Origin of the sequence: Variovorax gracilis, assembly GCF_030317115.1 — a bacterium.
Taxonomy (GTDB): Bacteria; Pseudomonadota; Gammaproteobacteria; order Burkholderiales; family Burkholderiaceae_C; genus Variovorax; species Variovorax gracilis.
Genome location: NZ_JASZYF010000003.1, coordinates 329427 through 347849 on the forward strand (window position 1 = coordinate 329427; position 18423 = coordinate 347849).

Annotated in this window: 13 protein-coding genes and 1 tRNA gene; 6 read left to right on the forward strand and 8 right to left on the reverse strand. The window is 67.7% G+C overall.

Translation table 11 applies throughout. The annotated features are described in order from the left end of the window. Positions 1–5 precede the first annotated feature (5 nt). The 5 genes from QTH97_RS09495 (at position 6) to QTH97_RS09515 (ending at position 3428) form a co-directional block, all read left to right on the forward strand. Positions 6–80, forward strand: a tRNA-Arg gene (locus tag QTH97_RS09495). 96 nt (positions 81–176) lie between these two features. Then, positions 177–1193, forward strand: a complete 1017-nt coding sequence (locus QTH97_RS09500) for a Bug family tripartite tricarboxylate transporter substrate binding protein (protein ID WP_286567873.1) — start codon at positions 177–179, stop codon at positions 1191–1193. Positions 1194–1294: 101 nt separating this feature from the next. Beyond that, positions 1295–1645, forward strand: a complete 351-nt coding sequence (locus QTH97_RS09505; protein ID WP_286567874.1) for a hypothetical protein — start codon at positions 1295–1297, stop codon at positions 1643–1645. A gap of 110 nt (positions 1646–1755) precedes the next feature. Then, positions 1756–2292, forward strand: coding sequence for an Rrf2 family transcriptional regulator (locus QTH97_RS09510; protein ID WP_286567875.1), 537 nt, complete (start codon positions 1756–1758; stop codon positions 2290–2292). A gap of 71 nt (positions 2293–2363) precedes the next feature. Further along, positions 2364–3428 (forward strand): NUDIX domain-containing protein, encoded by a 1065-nt coding sequence (locus QTH97_RS09515; protein ID WP_286567876.1) that lies wholly within the window; start codon positions 2364–2366, stop codon positions 3426–3428. Between the two features lie 273 nt (positions 3429–3701). Here the strand turns inward: QTH97_RS09515 and QTH97_RS09520 are convergent, their stop codons facing one another. The 6 genes from QTH97_RS09520 to QTH97_RS09545 form a co-directional block, all read right to left on the reverse strand. Beyond that, positions 3702–4445: a lysophospholipid acyltransferase family protein gene (locus QTH97_RS09520; RefSeq protein ID WP_286567877.1), complete on the reverse strand. Its 744-nt coding sequence runs from the start codon at positions 4443–4445 to the stop codon at positions 3702–3704. Positions 4446–4483: 38 nt separating this feature from the next. Next, positions 4484–5758 carry a dihydroorotase gene (locus tag QTH97_RS09525; RefSeq protein WP_286567878.1) on the reverse strand — a complete coding sequence of 425 codons (1275 nt, stop codon included), beginning with the start codon at positions 5756–5758 and terminating at the stop codon, positions 4484–4486. Then, the gene (locus tag QTH97_RS09530) at positions 5755–6717 is read right to left on the reverse strand and encodes an aspartate carbamoyltransferase catalytic subunit (protein WP_286567879.1); all 963 of its coding nucleotides are present in this window, start codon (positions 6715–6717) and stop codon (positions 5755–5757) included. The genes QTH97_RS09525 and QTH97_RS09530 overlap by 4 nt, the downstream gene beginning before the upstream one ends. An 85-nt stretch (positions 6718–6802) precedes the next feature. Further along, positions 6803–7300, reverse strand: coding sequence for a bifunctional pyr operon transcriptional regulator/uracil phosphoribosyltransferase PyrR (gene pyrR, locus QTH97_RS09535; protein WP_286567880.1), 498 nt, complete (start codon positions 7298–7300; stop codon positions 6803–6805). Further along, positions 7297–7731, reverse strand: a complete 435-nt coding sequence (gene ruvX / locus QTH97_RS09540; RefSeq protein ID WP_286567881.1) for a Holliday junction resolvase RuvX — start codon at positions 7729–7731, stop codon at positions 7297–7299. The genes pyrR and ruvX overlap by 4 nt, the downstream gene beginning before the upstream one ends. Beyond that, a complete protein-coding gene (locus QTH97_RS09545; protein ID WP_286567882.1) occupies positions 7728–8327 on the reverse strand; it encodes a YqgE/AlgH family protein in 600 nt (199 codons plus the stop codon). Before QTH97_RS09545 ends, ruvX begins: the two co-directional genes overlap by 4 nt. Between QTH97_RS09545 and QTH97_RS09550 the strand changes: the two genes are divergently transcribed. Continuing rightward, positions 8326–9810, forward strand: coding sequence for a cryptochrome/photolyase family protein (locus QTH97_RS09550; protein ID WP_286567883.1), 1485 nt, complete (start codon positions 8326–8328; stop codon positions 9808–9810). The two genes, QTH97_RS09545 and QTH97_RS09550, sit on opposite strands and share 2 nt — an antisense overlap. Before the next feature lie 47 nt (positions 9811–9857). Here QTH97_RS09550 and QTH97_RS09555 read toward each other — a convergent pair whose 3' ends face one another. Together QTH97_RS09555 and QTH97_RS09560 are read right to left on the reverse strand one after the other, a co-directional pair. Then, complete coding sequence (locus QTH97_RS09555; RefSeq protein ID WP_286567884.1) at positions 9858–16034, reverse strand: hybrid sensor histidine kinase/response regulator; 6177 nt, start codon at positions 16032–16034, stop codon at positions 9858–9860. A 16-nt stretch (positions 16035–16050) separates the two neighbouring features. Then, entirely contained in the window at positions 16051–18252 is a 2202-nt protein-coding gene (locus QTH97_RS09560; protein ID WP_444813410.1) for a methyl-accepting chemotaxis protein, read from the reverse strand. Positions 18253–18423 lie beyond the last annotated feature (171 nt).

Genomic DNA, 18423 nt, shown 5'->3' on the forward strand with positions numbered 1-18423 from the left:
CTCTCGTCCTCGTAGTTCAATGGATAGAACGGGGTCCTCCTAAGACTCAGATACAGGTTCGATTCCTGTCGAGGGCACCAAGGACCCGATTCACGGCGTCTGACCGAGCAGCAGAAACCCCGCACCCCAGCCTGAAGCAGAGACGACGATCTCACGCGGGCCATGGAGACACGACGATGCACGCAGTTCCCGACGATTCACTGACCGGCGCCCGCTTCACGCGACGTCGGCTCGTCCAGGCCGGAGGCGCCTTCGGCCTTGCCGGGCTCCTCCCGACACTGGCATCGGCCCAGGCCACCTGGCCGACCAAGTCCGTGCGTTTCGTGGTCCCCTTCGCCCCCGGCGGAAGCTCCGAGATCGTCGCCCGCTCCACCGCCGCAGAGCTGTCCAACACCCTCGGCCAGAGCGTCTACGTCGACAACAAGCCGGGCGCCGCGGGCAACATCGCGATGGCGGAGGTCGCACGCAGCGACGACCAGCACACCATCATCCTCGGCCACATCGGCACGCTGGCGGTCAATCCGTACATCTTCGACAAGCTGCCGTACGACCCCAACAAGGACTTCAAGCCCGTCAGCCTGCTCGCGAAGGTACCGAGCCTGTATGTGGTGCATCCCGACGTGCCGGCCAGGAATCTCACCGAGTTGATCGCCTACGCCAAGTCCAAGCCCGGCAAGCTGAGCTATGGCTCCGCAGGCAACGGCAGCGCCGGCCACCTTGCCTTCGAGTATCTGAAGATGACCTCGGGCATCTTCATGCTGCATGTTCCCTACCGGGGCACGGGCCCCATGCTGACCGACCTGCTGTCCGGCCGGCTGGATGCCTCGGCGATCGGGGCGGCGGCCATCATTCCCTTCATCAAGTCGGGCAAGGTGCGCTGCGTCGCGACCGGTTCGGCCCAACGGCTGCCGCAGTTGCCCGATGTCCCCACCGTGGCGGAACAAGGCTTCCCCGGCTTCGAGATGACGCAGTGGTACGGGATGCTCGCCCCGGCGAGCATGGCGCCGGCGAACGTGGCGAAGCTTTCCGCCGAAACGATGAAGGCCGTCCGCTCGCCCGCTGCGATGGAGCGGCTTCGCGGTGACGCCGCCGAAGCCATCGGCGGAACGCCGGAGCAGTTTGCCCAGTTCATCGCGTCGGAACAGGCGCGCTGGAAAAAGGTGATCGCGCGGGCCAACATCAAGCCGGACTGACCGCAATTCACGGCAGGCGCGGGAATTCCTTTCCGGCTCCGGGAAGCTCCTGAGCCGTTCTTCGGTTGCCTGGACGGGCCATGCCCTAAAATCGTCGGCACATGCCCCGCTGGCTCGCCGCCTCTTTCATCGCTTTCGTACTGTCTTGCTTCGGTTTCGCGGCCGTTGCCCACAGTTCGACGCATGCGCTCGATCACTGCAGCGCCAGCCTGGCGCAGGTACAGCACGACTTGTCGCCCAGCAGCGATACGCCGCTGGACGACGCCGAGGACGCATCGGCGGCGCAGGACGAAGTCAGTTCCGGCTGCACCGAGGCCGCAGCGGGCGGGTTTCACGCCTTTATCGCGATCCATGCCTCCCAGCCGGTACCGCAGCCGGCCATGAGCGCCACGCCCTCACCCTTCCTCGCGCAGCCCAAGCGGCCTCCGCGCGACCACGCCTTCATTCTCTAAGGCTCGCCGCCTCGAGAGCCCTTCGGCTCCCCGCCTCTCGATGCGAGCGCTCTGCATCGCCGCGTCCGCGCGCCCCGATGCGCCCCCTGTCCCAATTGAAAGAATCTCCGATGCGTCTAACCACCAAGGGCCGCTTCGCCGTCACCGCCATGATCGATGTGGCACTCCGGGGCCGTACCGGCCCGGTCAATCTCTCCTCCATCAGCCAGCGCCAGCGTATTTCGCTGTCGCACCTGGAACAACTCTTCGCCAAGCTGCGCCGCGACAAGCTGGTCGAATCGACGCGCGGGCCGGGCGGCGGCTACTCGCTGGGCCGGAAGGCCGCCGATATCACCGTGGCGCACATCGTCCTGGCCATCGACGGCGACGTCGATCAGGCGTCCAGGCCGCTGGACGACGTCCCGGGCGCCGTGAAGCGCTGCACCACGGACGAGCTCTGGGCCTCGGTCAATCGCCGGGCGATCGAGTTCCTGGAATCGGTCACGCTCCAGAGCCTGGTCGACGAGCAGATCGCGATGGGCATGCTGATCGAGCGCGAACGGCCGCTGCGCGCGCCCGCCGTCGCTCCGGCCACCCGGCCGCCGCTTCGGGTGAACGCCCCGAACTCCGTCTTTGCCCTGGGGGCGATGCTGGCCAAGCGTTCCTGAGCGCTGCAAGGGTTTCCGGCGCGCCGGGGCGCGTATCGTGTGGACTTGAACATCCGCACACGCACCCCTGCATGACCGCCCGCAACACCCCGCCACCGCACGGCCTCGCGGTTCTCATCGGTCGTTTCCAGCCCTTTCACAATGGGCACCTGTCATTGCTGAAGCTTGCACTCGAGGCGGCGCCGCGCGTGGTGGTGGTGATCGGGTCGGCCTTCCAGGCGCTTTCGCCCAAGCATCCCTTCAACTGGCAGCAACGGGCGGAAATGATCCGCAACGCGGTGCCCGAGGCCGATCGCCTGCGCTTGAGCTTTGCGCCGGTCCGCGACTATTTCGACGAAACGCGGTGGGTCGACGCCGTGCGTCGCGAGGTCGCGCACGCGTGGGCCGGCGACCATGCCGCGCCCTCTTCGCGCTCGATCGCACTCGTCGGCCATTTCAGGGATGCGACGCGGGAATATCTCCGTGCCTTCCCGGACTGGACGCTGCTCGCCGCCGACGGCGTGCCGCTGCGTCGCGCGAGTGCGATGCGCGATGCACTCTTCGCTGCGCCGGCAGCGGCCCTGACCGAACTTGCCGGCGAATTGCCGGCGGGCACCGTCGAGTTTCTCCGCGGGTGGAGCGCGTTGCCCCAGTTCGAGCCGCTCGCGCAGGAGGCCGAACTGCTCAGGCAGTACGAGGCCTCCTGGGCCGCGGCGCCCTATCCGCCGGTGCTGGTCACGGTCGATTGCGTCGTGAAATGCCGGGACAGGGTGTTGCTGATCCGGCGCGGACAGACGCCGGGCAAGGGCCTCCTGGCTGTTCCGGGCGGCTTCCTCGAGCAGCGCGAAACCACGCTGCAGGCTGCCCTTCGCGAGTTGGAGGAAGAAACGCACCTCGCGCTGCCGCCCGACGCCCTGCGCGCCTGCCTGAAAGCCACGGACGTGTTCGACCAGCCCGATCGCAGCGCGCGCGGACGCACCATCACGCACGGCCATTTCTTCGATCTGGGCGAGCGCGACCTCCCTGGCCTGCAGGCGGACGACGATGCCGCAGCAGCCGAATGGACACCCGTTTCCGATCTGTGTGGTCGCGAAGACCGCTTCCTGGACGATCATTTCCAGATGCTCGACCACTATCTCGGACTGCTCCAGCGCTGAGACAGCCTGTAGGCAGGGGACCACGCCGTCCCCTTGCCTTCTCCGGCATCGGGCGCCACGGCGCTTGACTAAGGTGAGTTCACACACACCAACCGGAGACCCACCATGAAAAGCATCATCCTTTGGCTCTGCGGCGTTCCGCTCGTGGTGATCATCGGCCTGAAGGTCTTCGGCGTCCTCTGAGCAACGACGGAGCAACGATTCCTCCTCCCGGCGCTACCCGGCGCCGTTACACAGCGCCTTTCGGGGCGCTGTTTTTTTGGGCTCTCCGGATTACTTGAGTTCGCGGCGCAGCGCCTGGACGTCGGCATGCAGGCTCTTCGCCCACGTGCGGCGATCGCGTCCCTGCGAGGACTGGGGCTCGCCGAATCGCACGATCGCCAGGAGCGGTGGCGCCTTCACCGTGTTCCATACCGAGGCCAGCAGGTTGTCGTCGCCGATGTAACGCGGCGCATGACTCGTTTCACCCGTTGCGGCGTCCGCAAAGCGCAGCGCGGCCGGCTGAACCGGCGCGCCGGATGAGATGGCCGCCTGCAGCAAATTGGCATGGAAAGGCAGCAAGCCGTGGCCGTCGCCGGTCGTGCCTTCGGGAAAGACCGCCATCACATCGCCCTCGCGCAGCGCCTCGGTCATGTGATGCACCACGCGCACGGCGTCGCGGCGCCGCTCACGCTCTATATAGAGAGTCCCGGCGCCGGTCGACAAGGTGCCGATCACCGGCCAGTGCCGCACCACCGACTTGGAGACGAAGCGCACATGGCGCGCCGCATGGATCGTGAGGATGTCCAGCCACGACAGGTGGTTGCACACAAGGAGCAGCGGACCGCGGTCGGGCGGCGTGCCCTGCACCGTCAGGCTGATCCCCATCAGGTTGAGCATGCGCTCGGACCACTGTTGCACGCACTCCTCGCGCTCCGGCGGCGACATGCGCGGGAACTTCGCGCGGATGGTCCACCATCCTGCAAACACATGCACAGTCGCGCGCAACAGCTTCAGGCTCGCGGACAGGGCGTGCATGCAGTCGGTTTCTCGATTTGCCCGTTGGCCTGCCCGCGCTAGCCGTGGACGATGCGTCCGCCTACCAGCGTGAAACGGGCGCGGCCGTGCATGGCGTAGCCGCCGAAGGGCGTGTGCTTGCCCTGGCTCCGGAGCGTGTCGGGCTGCACCTGCCATTCGAGGGCCGGATCGACGACGCAGAGATCCGCCGCACCGCCCTTCGCAAGCCGGCCCACGCCCTGGGCACCGAGCAGCTTCGCAGGGGCAGCGCTCACGACCTCGATGGCGCGCGCGAGGCCCGCACCGCTCTGCTCGCCCCACTGCAAGGCGAGCGGCAGCAGGAGTTCGAGTCCGGTCGCGCCGGCTTCGGCTTCGGCAAAGGGCAGTGTCTTGGCGTCAGCCTCCACCGGCGTATGGTCGGACACCAGCGCATCGATGGTGCCGTCCGCCAGCCCGGCAGACAGCGCGTCGCGGTCGCGCTGCTGGCGCAGCGGCGGATTCAGGCGCGCACGGCTGTCGAAGTAGCCGATGTCGGTGTCCACGAGGTGCAGCGAGTTGATGCTGACGTCGCAGGTCAGCGGCAAGCCCTCGGCCTTGGCCGCGCGGACTTGCGCCACGCCCGCCGCGCTCGACAGGCGGCACAGGTGCACGCGCGCGCCGGTGCTGCGCATGAGTTCGATGATGGTGAAGACCGCGATCGTCTCGGCCGCGGCCGGCACGCCCGCGAGCCCCAGCCGTGTGGCGAGCGGGCCGCTGGCGGCGACGCCTTTGCCCAGGTCGCGCTCCTGCGGGCGCAGCCACACCGTGTAGCCGAAGGTGCTGGCGTACTGGAGCGCACGCTGCAGTACCTGCGTGTTGCCCAGCGGAATGTCGGCCTGGCCGAAGCCGATGCAGCCGGCCTCGGTGAGCTCGGCCATTTCGGTCAGCACCTCGCCCGCGAGGCTGCGCGTGAGCGCGCCGAGCGGGAACAGCCGCGCGCGCTGCATCTTCTCGGCGCGGAACTTGAGCATCTCGACCAGGCCGGGCTCGTCGAGCACCGGGTCGGTGTCGGGCGGGCAGACCAGGCTGGTGACGCCGCCCGCGACAGCCGCGCCCATTTCGCTCTCCAGCATGCCCTCGTGCTCGTAGCCGGGCTCGCGCAATCTGGCGGCAAGATCGACCAGGCCGGGCACGACGAGGCATCCCTGCGCGTCCAGCGTGCGCTCCGCGCGGAATTCACTGGAAATCTCGCCGATGGCGAAGACCTTGCCGTCGGCAACCGCCACGTCGGCCTTCCGGTCCAGGCCGGATGCGGGGTCGACGACGCGACCGTTGGTGATCAGGATGTTGCTCATGCTTCGTTACCCGCGACGATGCTCATGACCGCCATTCGCACGGCGATGCCGAAAGTGACCTGCGGCAGGATCACGCTTTGCCGGCCGTCCACCACGGCCGAGTCGATCTCGACGCCGCGGTTGATCGGCCCCGGGTGCATCACGATGGCATCGGACTTGGCCAGTTGCAGCTTCTCGGGCGTGAGGCCGAAGGTCTTGAAGAATTCCTGCGACGACGGCAGCAGCGCGCCGCTCATGCGCTCGTTCTGTAGGCGCAGCATGATGATGACGTCGCAGTCCTTGATTCCCTCTTCCAGCGTGTGGCACACCCGCACGCCCATCTGCGCCATGTCGGTGGGCACCAGTGTCTTGGGACCGACCACGCGCACCTCGGCGCAGCCGAGGGTGGTGAGCGCATGGATGTCGGAGCGCGCCACGCGCGAATGCAGCACGTCGCCGACGATCGCGACCGTGAGGTTCGCGAAGTCCTTCTTGTAGTGGCGGATCGTGTACATGTCGAGCAGCCCCTGCGTCGGGTGCGCGTGGCGCCCGTCGCCTGCATTCACCACGTGCACGTGCGGCGCAACGTGCTGCGCGATCAGGTAGGGCGCGCCCGATTCGCTGTGCCGCACGACGAACAGGTCGGCGGCCATCGCGCTCAGGTTGGCAATGGTGTCGAGCAGGGACTCGCCCTTGGTCGCCGACGAGCGCGCGATGTCGAGGTTGATCACGTCCGCCGACAGCCGCTTGGCCGCGATCTCGAAGGTGGTGCGCGTGCGCGTCGAGTTCTCGAAGAACAGGTTGAACACGCTCTTGCCGCGCAGCAGCGGCACCTTCTTCACCTCGCGGTCGCTCACGCTGGTGAAGTTGGCGGCGGTGTCGAGGATGTGGGTGACGATGTCCTTCGGCAGGCCCTCGATCGAGAGCAGGTGGATCAGCTCGCCGTGCTTGTTGAGTTGGGGGTTTCGTTTGTAGAGCATCAGGCCTCCCGCCGAGCCGCCCCAAGGGAGGCCTGCGCCCCCTCGGGGGGCAGCGAATACACAAAGTGATGAGCGTGGGGGTTCATCAGGCGTTTTCCTCTACCTTGAAGCTGAACGCGCCGGCGTCGCTGCGTGCCAGCGCGAGCAGCTGCGTTGCCGGCAGCTCGAGGCGCTGGGCCGAAAAGTCCGCCGCCACCGGCAGTTCGCGGCCGCCGCGGTCGATCAGCACCGCCAGCCGCACGCAGGCCGGCCGACCGAAATCGAACAGTTCGTTGAGCACCGCGCGGATGGTGCGGCCCGTGTAGAGCACGTCGTCGAGCAACAGCACGTCGGCGCCGTTGACATCGAAGGGCAGCGTCGTCTGCGCGCTCGCTGACAGCCCGCGCCGAGCAAAGTCGTCCCGGTGCATGGCCGACGAAATGATGCCCGGCGTACCGGGCAGGCCCAGGTCTTTCTGCAGCCGCTCGACCAGCCACGCGCCGCCGGAGGTGATGCCGACCAGGCGCGTGTCCTGGCGCATCAGGGATTTCACGCCGCGCAGCAGCTCGACGTAGAGCGCTTCGGCGTCAGGGATGGAGTTCACGGAAGGCTCCTCAGGAACTGTTCAAGGATGATGCAGGCCGACGCGGCGTCGGCATCGCGCGCGCCCGAGGCGAGCGCCTCGGTCGTGCTGTAGCGCTCGTCGACCTCGTACACGGGCAGCTTGAAGCGGCCGTGCAGTTGCCGGGCAAAGCGTTGTGCAGCGCGGGTGTTGTCGTGCGGCGCGCCGTCGGGGTGACAGGGCACGCCGACGACCAGCGCGTCGGGTTGCCACTCGCGGATTCGGGCCTCCACCTGCGCAAAGCGCGCATCGCCTTCGGCCTTGATGGTGGCTTGCGGCGTTGCGGTCCTCAGCAAACGATTGCCGCTCGCGACGCCGGTGCGCTTCTGGCCGAAGTCGAAGGCCAGGAAACTTTGGAAATGGGAGGGAACGGAAACCGGAGGGGTAGCGTCGGGCATCGCCGTAACGCTCATGCGTGCCCCGCGTCGGGCGACAGGGTCCACGCCTCCAGGCCGAGCAGCGACAGCGCCTTGTCGTAGCGCTGCTCGATCGGCGTGTCGAAGATCACCGCGGGATCGGCGCCGACCGTCAGCCAGCTGTTCTCTGCCAGTTCGGATTCGAGCTGGCCCTCTCCCCAGGCCGCATAGCCCAGCGAAACCAGCACCTTGCGCGGACCGGCACCCGTCGCCAGCGCTTCCAGGACGTCCTTGGAGGTCGTCATTTCGAGGCCGCCGGGAATCGTCATGGTCGACGCGTAGACCGACTCGTTCGGCTTGTCCGCTTGCGCGAAAACCGGCTCATGCAGCACGAAGCCGCGCTCGGTCTGAACCGGCCCGCCCTGGAACACGGGCGCCTTTCCGAGCTCGGGGCTGGAGAGGTGGAGTTCGATCTTCTCGAACAGCACCTTGAGATTGATATCGCTGGGTTTGTTGATGACAAGGCCGAGCGCACCGCGCTCGCTGTGCTCGCAGAGGTAGACCACGCTGCGGCTGAAGGCCTTGTCTTCCAGACCCGGCATCGCAATCAGGAAATGATGCGTAAGGTTCATCGGGGCAGAATCGGAGGCCATGCCGCCGATTTTACTGGCCGTCGACAAAACTTATCCCAAGGGCCTGATGTGGTTTCGGCGCGACCTGCGCGTGGACGACAACGCGGCGCTCTACCAGGCCCTGCGCGCGTGCCGGCAGGTGGTGTGCGTGTTCGTTTTCGATCGCGCGATCCTCGATCCGCTCCCCCGCGCGGACCGGCGCGTCGAGTTCATCCGGGAATCGCTGGTCGAGCTGGACGCCGAATTGCGGTCGCTGGGCGGCGGGCTGATCGTTCGCCACGCCGTGGCGGAGGACGAAATAGGGCAACTCGCACGCACGCTGGACGTGCAGGCCGTCTTTGCCAACCGCGACGACGAGCCCGATGCGCTTGCGCGCGACGCCAAGGTGCTCGGCGCCCTGGCGAACGCCGGCGTCGCTTTCCATACCTACAAGGACCATTCCGTCTTCGAGCGCGACGAGGTGCTGACCCAGGCGGGACAGCCCTACACCGTCTTCACGCCCTACAAGCGAGCCTGGCTTTCCAAGGTGGATGACTTCTACCTGAAGCCCTACCCCGTGCGCAGCCATGCAGACGCGCTGGCGCCCGTGCCGGAGAAGTTCAAGGCCCCGGTGCCGCCGCTGGCGGAGATCGGCTTCGAAAAGAGCAACCTCGACCAATTGGAAATCCCCACCGGCAGCCAGGGCGGCGCCGCGCTCTTCGACGACTTCTTCCAGCGCATCGACCGCTATCACCAGACGCGCGACTTTCCGTCCGTGCGCGGGCCCAGCTACCTCGGCGTGCACCTGCGCTTCGGCACCGTCTCGATCCGGCAGTTGGCGGGCATCGCGCACCAGCTCTCGCTGCAGGGTGACCAGGGCGCGGCAACCTGGCTCAGCGAACTGATCTGGCGCGATTTCTATTTCCAGATCCTGGCGCACCATCCGCACGTGGCGGCGGGCGGTGAATCGAAAAGCTTCAGGCCCGAATACGACAAGATCCAGTGGCATCACGGCAAGCACGCCGACATGCTCTTCGACGCCTGGTGCAAAGGCCAGACCGGCTACCCGCTCGTCGACGCGGCCATGGCGCAAATCAACCAGACCGGCTACATGCACAACCGCCTGCGCATGGTGGTCGCGAGCTTTCTCTGCAAGGACCTGGGGATCGACTGGCGGCGCGGCGAGCGCTACTTCGCGGAGCACCTCAACGACTTCGAGCTGTCGTCGAACAACGGCGGCTGGCAATGGGCGAGTTCGAGCGGCTGCGATGCGCAGCCCTATTTCCGGATCTTCAATCCGGTGACGCAGAGCGAGCGCTTCGATCCGGAAGGCAAGTTCATCCGCCGCTACCTGCCGCAGCTGGCCAAGCTGCCCAACGCTGAGATCCATGCGCCATGGACCGCCAAGCCGGTGGAACTCGTGGCGGCCGGCATCAAGCTGGGTGAGACCTATCCCAAGCCGATCGTCGATCACGCCGAGGCGCGTGATCGCACGCTGCAGCGCTACGCGATCGTCAAAAAATAGCCCGAGCCTGTGGGTTGCTCGAGCTCAACGCCTCGGAGGTGCGCTCGTCAGGCCACCAGCGCAACAGGCACCTCGACGCCCGTGTAGCTCCGCACCAACCGCAGCAGTTCCTCTTCCGAATACGGCTTGCCAAGGTAGTGGTTGACGCCCAGCGCACGCGCATGGTCGTGGTGCTTCTCGGCGATGCGCGAGGTGATCATGATGATCGGCAGGTCGGCCAGCGTCTCGTCCGCACGAATGTTGCGGGCGAGATCGAAGCCGTCCATGCGCGGCATCTCGATGTCCGACAGCACGACGGCCGGGCGCTCCTGCTGGAGCCGCTCGAGCGCCTGCAGGCCGTCGGCCGCCAACGCCACGCGGTAGCCTTCGCGTTGCAGCAGGCGCTGCGTGACGCGCCGCACCGTGATCGAGTCGTCCACCACCAGCACCAGCGGAACCTGCGGCACCGATTGCGGCACCTGCCTGGTCGGCTCTGAGCCGCCGATGTCCTTCGCCGCGGCCTGGCGGGTGCGCGTTGCCTGCAGCTCGCGCGCCTTTTCGCCATGCACGGCGGCCAGGGCGACCGGGTTGTAGATCAGCGCGACCGCGCCGGACGCCAGCACCGAGATGGCGGCCATGCCTGGCAGGCGGGAGAGCTGCGGCCCCAGGTTCTTGACCACGACTTCCTGGTTGCCCAGGACTTCATCGACGTGCAGCGCGACGCGCTGTGCAGCGCTTCGCACGATGACGATGGTGTTGGCCTTGCCGGGCGCGCGCTCGCTGCCTGCGGAGGACTGGAGCAATGCGCCGGCCCAGTAGAACGGAACCTGCTCGCCGCCGAAGGCGTAGCGCTGGTTGAGGTAGGCCGATTCGAGATCGGACGCCCCGGCGCGCAACACCAGCTCGACCACGTTGGAAGGCACACCGACCGACACGGCGCCCGCGCGCAGCATGACCACGTGCGTCACGGCGGTCGTCAGCGGCAGCACCAGCTTGAAGACGGTGCCTTGTCCGGGCTGGCTGTTTGTCTCGATCCGGCCGCCGAGCGCTGCGACTTCCGCGCGCACCACGTCCATGCCGATGCCGCGGCCGGCCAGTTCGGAAACCTGCTCCGCCGTGGAGAAGCCGGGCTGGAAGATCAGCTCGGCGGCTTCGGCGGGGCTGAGCTGCTTGCCTTCGGGGATCAGGCCGAGCGTCAGCGCCCGCGCAGCAATGCGTTCGAAGTTGAGCCCGGCGCCGTCGTCACGGAAGCTGACCGAGACGTCGTTGCCTTCGTGATGCAGCTCGATGACGATCAGGCCGCTCGAATCCTTGCCGGCTTTTTCACGCACCGCTGCGTCCTCGATGCCATGCGCCACGCAGTTGCGCAGCAGGTGCTCGAAGGCGGGCGTCATGCGGTCCAGCACGCCGCGGTCCATTTCAATGGAGCCGCCGGTGATGTCCAGCCGGACCTGCTTGCCGGTTTCTTTCGAGGCCTGGCGCACGACGCGGTACAGGCGATCCGAGATTCCCTCGAACTCCACCATGCGCGTGCGCAGCAGGCCGCGCTGCAATTCGCGGGTCTGGCGGGCCTGGGCGCTCAAGTCGTCTTCCGTCGCCTGCACCGTCTTCTGGAGGGTGCGCTGCACGGTTGCCACGTCGTTGACCGACTCGGCCATCATCCGCGTGAGTTCCTGCACGCGCGTGAAGCGGTCGAACTCGAGCGGGTCGAAGCCTTGCTGCGAATCCTTCGCCTGGGCCAGGCGGGACTGCATCTGGCTTTCCGCCTGGACTTCGATATCGCGCAGCTGCTGGCGCAGCCGATCCAGGTTGCCGGTCAGGTCGCCGAGCGAACTGCGCAGCTGGCCCAGTTCGGCTTCGAGCCGCGAGCGCGTGATGATCACCTCGCCGGCCTGCGCGACCAGGCGGTCGAGCAGGTGGGTGCGGATGCGCACGGCCTGGTTCGAAATGGCGCGCAGCGGCGTGAGAGCCGACGGCGAAGGCAAGGCGACCGCGCTGCGTTCCACCACCGGCTCGTCGGCAGGAGCGGCTTCTTCCTTCTCGCTGGCGGCCGGTGCTTCGACGGCCGTGGGCAGCTCCACCGGCTTGGGTGCAGGCGCTGCGGCAGTGGCACGCTGCACCAGTTCGGTCTGGACCGCGTCATCGGCGGCACGCAGCGCGTCGAAGGTGGCTTGCAGTGCGTCGAAGCGCGTGAGCAGCTGTTCGATCGACTGCCGGTCGGCACCCTCCGAGCCCAGCGCCTCGATGTCGGACTCCATGCGGTGCGCGCGTTCGCCGAGGCGCATCGCGCCGGCGAGGCGCGCACTGCCCTTGAGCGTGTGCAGCGTGCGCAGCGTGGAGGCGCGCGGGCTTGTGTCTTCCGGATGCTGCGACCACTCGCGCAGCGCGGCACCGAGTTGCGGCAGCAGTTCGGCCGCCTCTTCCTCGAAGATCGGGAACAGGTCGACGTCAACCGCGTCGGTCACATCGACCGCGTCCTCGGAGTCGTCGAGCGCCACGTCGGCCATGGCGTCGCGCGGCACATGGAAGGTCACCAGCCGGCCTTCGACCGGCTCGACAGGCAGTTGCGAGGCAGCGACTTCACGCAGTGCCTGCAGTGTTTCCTCGGCGGGCTCGCGCAGGAAGCCGGCGGCGAACTGATGCAGCAGCCGTCGCAGCTCCTCGGCCGCCACGACCAGCACGACGCCCTGCTCCGGCGTTCCGCGGCCCTGCATCTGCAGATGCTGCAGCGCGGCTTCGAACAGGCGCGCCATGTTCGACAGGCTCTGGAAGCCGACCGTCGCCGAGCTGCCCGCCAGCGAGTGGGCCAAGCCGATCATCGAGTCGGGAACCCGCTCGTGCGATTCGAGCGCCCATTCGCCGACTTCGGTGGCGAGCTGCCTCGACCACTCGTCGGCTTCGTTCAGGTAGACGTTGTAGAGCGCGATGCCGATGCGCAGCGGGCCGATCACCTTGACCTGCTCTTCGGCGCTCAGCGCTGCCGCTGCCGGACGCTCGGCTTCGGCTTCGGCTTCGGCTTCGGCTTCGACTTCGGTTTCGGCTTCGGTTACGGCTGCGACTTCGACCGGCGCGGCCGCAGCCGGAGGCTCGATGGCTTCCACGACGGGTTCGGCCGGCGCTTCTTCCATCGCTTCCGCGGCTGGTGCCAGTGCCTCGGGTTCGGGCACGACTTCGGGCTCCGGCTCAGGTTCGACGGCAGCAGGCGCAGGCTCGGCGGCAGCTTCCGGCTCGACCGGGCTCTCTGGCGCCAGCGTCAGTTCGAAGGCGAGATCTTCGACGGGCGTCGGAAGCTCGGCCGGCGCGGGTGCGGGCACCGCGAACATGGCCTCGATCTCGGCGTCCGTCGCGTGTGCGGGCTCGGGCGTGGTCTCCGGTTGCGGCTGCACGGCACGTGCCGCGAGCGCAGGCTCGAGCGAGGTGTGCACCGTCTCCAGGAAATCGACGTCCTCGAGTTCATCCAGGACTTCCGGATCTTCCGGCGGAGCGGCGGGCTTGGCGTCGAAATCGAGGAAGTCGGTCGATGCAAAGCCGTCATCGCTTCCGGGTTCTTCTTCGTGCCGGCCTTCCGGCTCGGCTTCCCGACGGGCGCCAGGCTGGTCGACGCCCAACCACACGGTCGTTTCCTCGGCCTGCGATGCAGCGGGCTTCGCCTCCTCGGCAGGCTCTTCGAATGCGACAGGCTCGGAATCCAGATCCAGATCGGGCAGATCGGGCATCTCCGGCAACGGCAGCGGTTCGACCGGCGCAGGCGGCGCTTCGACCGCCGATTCCGCGGCGATGCGACGGGCTGCGGCGACCAGGGTGTCGGCGTCGGCGACGGGGGCTGGCGCGGGAGCGAGCGGTTCACCGGTACGCAGGGCCTCGGCGATGGCGCGGAACGGCGCCGATTGCCAGGTGTGCGGCTCGCCGGAGGCAATGGCTTCGACCCATTTCGCGAAGTCCTGCAGCGACGTGCGCGTGCCTGCGAGCAATTCGGGTGTGGCGGGGCGCTGGTCGGCAAGCCAGGTGTTCAGCACCTGCTCGAAAGACCAGGCAGCTTCGCCGAAGTCCATGAGCCCGACCATGCGGGCACTTCCCTTGAGCGTGTGGAACGCACGGCGCAGCACGGTGAGTTCACCGCTGTCGTCCGGCCGCGACCCGAGCGCGGACACGGCGGCAAGGCCGTTGTGCAGCACCTCGCGTGCCTCGTCCAGGAAGATGTTCTGGAGGTCGTCTTCCTCCAGCTCCGTGACCTCGGTGTCGGGCAAGGCTTCCAGCGGCGCCGGGCCGGTGATCTTCGCAGTCCAGCTCGCCGTGGCTCGGCTGAATTCCTCGATCGGCGACGGCGGCGTCTTGCGCGTGCCCGGACCTGCCAGTGCGGCGAGCTTGGCCGCGATCTGCGCATCGACTTCCTCGACGCTCAGCACCGTGTCCGTGACCGCGACAGGCCCGGACGACGACGCGAACGACACCGGAGCGACCGCCTCGGGCAAGCTCGCATCGCTGGCCTGGCGACCCATGAGAGGCTTGAGCTCGCCGAGCTCGGCGTCGAACACGAACAGCCTCTTGGCCAGCGCAGGCTGGTAGCTGAGCATGTCGATCAGGAAGCCCAGCGCGCCCAGGTTGTTGCCGAGCGAATCGAAAGCCTGGATCTCGTCGGCGGGCGACTCTTCGGCCAGGAGCTGGTCGACGTTCTCGCGCATGCGCTGCACGGTCTGGGCGGCCTGGTCCAATCCGAGGACCGAGAACACGCCGCGCATTTGCAGCAACTGGCTCGGCACGGTGCGCAGCAAGCCCTTTTCGGAGGGCCGGCGGAAGAACTGGTCGAGCGATTTTTCGAGTTCGCTCAGGTGGCTGCGCAGTTCGCCGACCACGGTGCCCATGGTCTGGCGATCGCTCACGCGGCGGTAGAGCTCCTCCATCCAAGGCTCGAGCGGCTCCGAGCGGCCGCCTTCCCGGGCGCGCTCGATGCGGCCGGCAAGCTGCACGGTCCGGGCTGTCAGTTGGCGGTCATGCGGATCGAGGTCCTCGAAAGCCGCCTCCAGATAGAGGACGGAGGTCGCGACTTCCATCGCGAGCTCGGTCGCCGGCGGCTTGCCGGAGCGCAGCGACGCGTCCACCGCGTTGTTCAACGCCTGCACCATCGGCAGGCTCGGCGGATGCAGCTTCTGCAGGGACTCGCCGAGTTGGGCGAAGGTATCGGCCACCTGCCGCGTGCGGTTCACGTCGCCGCCCGAGAGCGCCGACCACATCTCCTTCGCGGCCTCGATGCGCTTGCGCGCCTGCGCGAGCACCACCGGGTCGAAACGGCCGAACTGCTCGATCGTGTAGTCGACGGTCTGCTCGTTCGCGACGCCCCACGCGACGCGCACCGCGCGCAGCGTGGCAGCCTCGTCGCGCGAGCCGGGAACGGCCTGCGCGCAGAAGAACAGCAGATCCTGGCCGAGACGGTCGGACACGGTGTTGTCGCCGCGCGCCAGCGTCGCGTACTGCAGCAGCACGCGCGAGGCGGCGCGCTTCACGTGCGCGTCGGTCGGAATCAGCGCCAGGGCGAGTGCCTCGAAGAACCCGGCGGCCAGCGTCCAGAAACTGGCGACGCGCGGCACCGATGCGCCACGGCCCAGCCCCAGGCACAGCGCCTGCAGGCGGCGGGCGGCGTGGTCATCGCCACTCTTGACGACCTTGAGCACTTCGCGGTCGAGCTTGGAGCGGACGGCGGGGTCGTACACCAGCGCGGTCTGGGTGGGCGCGGGTTTGATCTCGACCCAGCGCCAGGTCATGCTCCACAGGTCGGCGGGGTGCACCCGTTCGTTGCCGACCAGCTCGAGCACCTCGCGGTACTGCGGGAAGAGCGCGACCGACGAGACGACCTTGCCCGCGATCAGCGCATTCAGGAAGTCGGCGACGGCAAATCCCGCGCGGTCGATCTTCTGGACCGCCGAGTCGGTGCAGCGCAGCGGCTCCGTGACGAAGCTCTGGACCGCGAACTCCATGGCGCCCAGCACGAGTGCGGGTGCCGTATGGCCCACCATCTGCAGCGCGCCCACGGCTTGATGCAGTTGCTGCCGCGCAAGGCGCAGCGGCTGGGTGTCGATCTCGGAGCCCGGTGCGGCGGCGGCCGCGTCGCGGGCAAAGCGCCGCAACGTCTTGCCCACACCGTCGAGCGATTTCTGGATTTCTCCGAGCACCCAGGCCAGCGGCCCAAGATCCTCGGTCGCCGGCGCGTTGCCGGCGGTATGGGCGGTGGCAGGGCTTTGAATCGACACGTTGGGCGCTCGGCGTTCAGGCAATCTTGAAACGAGACACGGACTGACGGAGTTCCTCGGCCATGTGCGAGAGCTCGCGGACCTGCTGCGCGGTGGTGCGCGTACCTTCCCCGGTCTGCTCGGTCACGGCAAAGATGTGCTGGATGTTGGCCGCCACGACGTTGGCCGAATCGGCTTCGCGGGAGGCAGATTGCGAGATCTGCTCGATCAGCTCGGCAAGGCGGCGCGACACGCGGTCGATCTCGGACAGCGCGGTACCGGCGTTGTCGGAGAGCTTGGCCCCCTCGACCACACCCTGCGTGGAACGCTCCATGGCGCCGACTGCATCCTGCGTGTCGGTCTGAATCGCCTTCACGAGTGCCGAGATCTGGCGCGTGGCGTCTGCGGAACGTTCGGCCAGACGCTGCACTTCTTCCGCCACCACCGAGAAGCCGCGACCGGCTTCGCCAGCGGATGCCGCCTGAATGGCGGCGTTGAGCGCCAGCACGTTGGTCTGTTCGGTAATGTCCGAGATCAGCTCGGTGATTTCGCCGATTTCCTGCGAGGATTCGCCGAGACGCTTGATCCGCTTGGAGGTTTCCTGGATCTGGTCGCGGATGGAGTTCATGCCGCCGATCGCGTTCTGCACGGCCTGCAGGCCGGACGAAGCGGCTTGCAGCGACTGGCGCGCCACCGTGGCCGATTCCTGCGCTTGCGAGGACACGCCGTTGATTCGCTCGGCCATCGTCAGCACCGATTGGCCGGTTTCCCGAATCTCGCGGAGTTGCTCGGTCGATGCTGCCAGCAGTTCCGTCGAGGTGCTTTCCACCTGCGACGTCGTCTGGGCCACGCGGGTGGCCGTGTTCTGCACGTTGCCCACCAGCAGGCGAAGTTCTTCCACCGTGTAGTTCACCGAGTCGGCGATGGCGCCGGTGATGTCCTCGGTCACGGTGGCTTCCTGCGTCAGGTCGCCTTCAGCGACGGTCTGCAGTTCGTTCATCAGGCGCAAGATCGCGGCCTGGTTCGCGGAGTTGACGCGGCTGGCGTCCTCGGAGACGCGCTCGGCTTCGATGCGATCACGTTCGGCGGCGGCGGCACGTTCGCGGCCTTCGCGCACTTGCACGAAACCGATCGCGCCGGCCAGTGCCAGGGCGGCCAGCGACAGCACGAACAGCATCACCACCGTGCCGGCACCCAGGCCGGTGCGTGCAGAGAGCTTTTCCTGCAGGTCGCCGAGGGAGGTGCGCAGCGGTTCGCTGTCGGCCAGGATGGCAGCTTGCGCTTCACGGGCGGCAACCAGGCCCTGGAGGTTGCCCAGGATGGCGCCGGCTTGCGTGCGCGTCTGTTCGTAGGTCTTCAGGATGGCTTCGAGTTGCTGGCGCGTCTGGGCGTCGCGGGTACCCGGCAGGCGTTGCTGGCCGCTGCCGTCGAGCAGGCCGCGGGTCACTTCCTGGAAGGTATTCAGGTCCTTGCCGAGCAGGAACACCGCGTCGGGGCTCACGCCTTCGACCGTGAGGAACTCGTTGGCCGACTTGCCGATGCGCTGCGTCAGCATCACCAGCTGGCCGGCGGCGGAGATCTCGGGCAGGGTGGCGTTCTGCTGCATCTTGAGCGAGGCCACGGTCTCGGTCATTTCGAGCAGGTCCGAAGACTGGCGGTTGATGTCGCGCAGCGCGTTGCCGACCTGCGTCAGGATCTGCTGCTGGGCCAGCACGGCCTTGGCGCTCTTGTCGGCGCGCTCGACCAGCGGAGTGATCTTGCCGAGTTCGATGTCGTACTGGCTGCCCACACGCTCCAGCTTGAGCGCGTCGTCACCGTTCGCGAGGCCTTGCACGCGACGCGTCAGGTCATCCGAGCTGTCCTTGACTTCGGCGAAGGCCGCGACGTTGCCGACCAGTGCCTGCGACACCGACTTGGCGAGCCGTTGCGACTGCATGAGCGACTGGCCGGTGGCAGCCACCTGTTGCGCGAGCCGTTCGGCGCGCAGGATGGCGGAGCCGGCGACCAACAGCAGCAAGAGCACCACGCCTGCCAGCGCCATCGCCAGGATCCGCTGCTGGCGTGCAGGGTTCGAGCGCTGCGAGCGTCGCGTGCGGCTGGCGCGCGCCGAATCCGTCGCCGGGCTGGACGCCTCGGCCTGGACGGCTTGCTCCGGCGCCTGACCCGCAGCAGCGTCGGCCGCATCGGCATCGGCCGACGGGCCAGTCGGCTCGGGTGGCGCATCCCTACGTATGAGCACGGTCTTCTCCTCGGAAGTCTGCAAGGTTTCGACATTGTCCAGCGTGAGGGCCGCGGCGCTGTCGGCGCTCACTGACACGCTGCTGCCGCTCACGGGCAGGAATTTCTTGAACTTGTCGGCGATCGAGCTCACGGTCGGTCCTTCAGGTTGTGGTCGGTGCAAGGCAGCCTG

What these genes read in the sequence shown, in the direction of transcription:
- QTH97_RS09505 (WP_286567874.1), top strand. Translation starts at nt 1,295, where the DNA reads ATGCCCCGCTGGCTCGCCGCCTCTTTCATCGCTTTCGTACTGTCTTGC.
- QTH97_RS09545 (WP_286567882.1), bottom strand. Translation starts at nt 8,327, where the DNA reads ATGGCCTCCGATTCTGCCCCGATGAACCTTACGCATCATTTCCTGATT.
- QTH97_RS09510 (WP_286567875.1), top strand. Translation starts at nt 1,756, where the DNA reads ATGCGTCTAACCACCAAGGGCCGCTTCGCCGTCACCGCCATGATCGAT.
- QTH97_RS09515 (WP_286567876.1), top strand. Translation starts at nt 2,364, where the DNA reads ATGACCGCCCGCAACACCCCGCCACCGCACGGCCTCGCGGTTCTCATC.
- QTH97_RS09525 (WP_286567878.1), bottom strand. Translation starts at nt 5,758, where the DNA reads ATGAGCAACATCCTGATCACCAACGGTCGCGTCGTCGACCCCGCATCC.
- QTH97_RS09520 (WP_286567877.1), bottom strand. Translation starts at nt 4,445, where the DNA reads ATGCACGCCCTGTCCGCGAGCCTGAAGCTGTTGCGCGCGACTGTGCAT.
- QTH97_RS09500 (WP_286567873.1), top strand. Translation starts at nt 177, where the DNA reads ATGCACGCAGTTCCCGACGATTCACTGACCGGCGCCCGCTTCACGCGA.
- QTH97_RS09530 (WP_286567879.1), bottom strand. Translation starts at nt 6,717, where the DNA reads ATGCTCTACAAACGAAACCCCCAACTCAACAAGCACGGCGAGCTGATC.
- QTH97_RS09550 (WP_286567883.1), top strand. Translation starts at nt 8,326, where the DNA reads ATGCCGCCGATTTTACTGGCCGTCGACAAAACTTATCCCAAGGGCCTG.
- ruvX (WP_286567881.1), bottom strand. Translation starts at nt 7,731, where the DNA reads ATGAGCGTTACGGCGATGCCCGACGCTACCCCTCCGGTTTCCGTTCCC.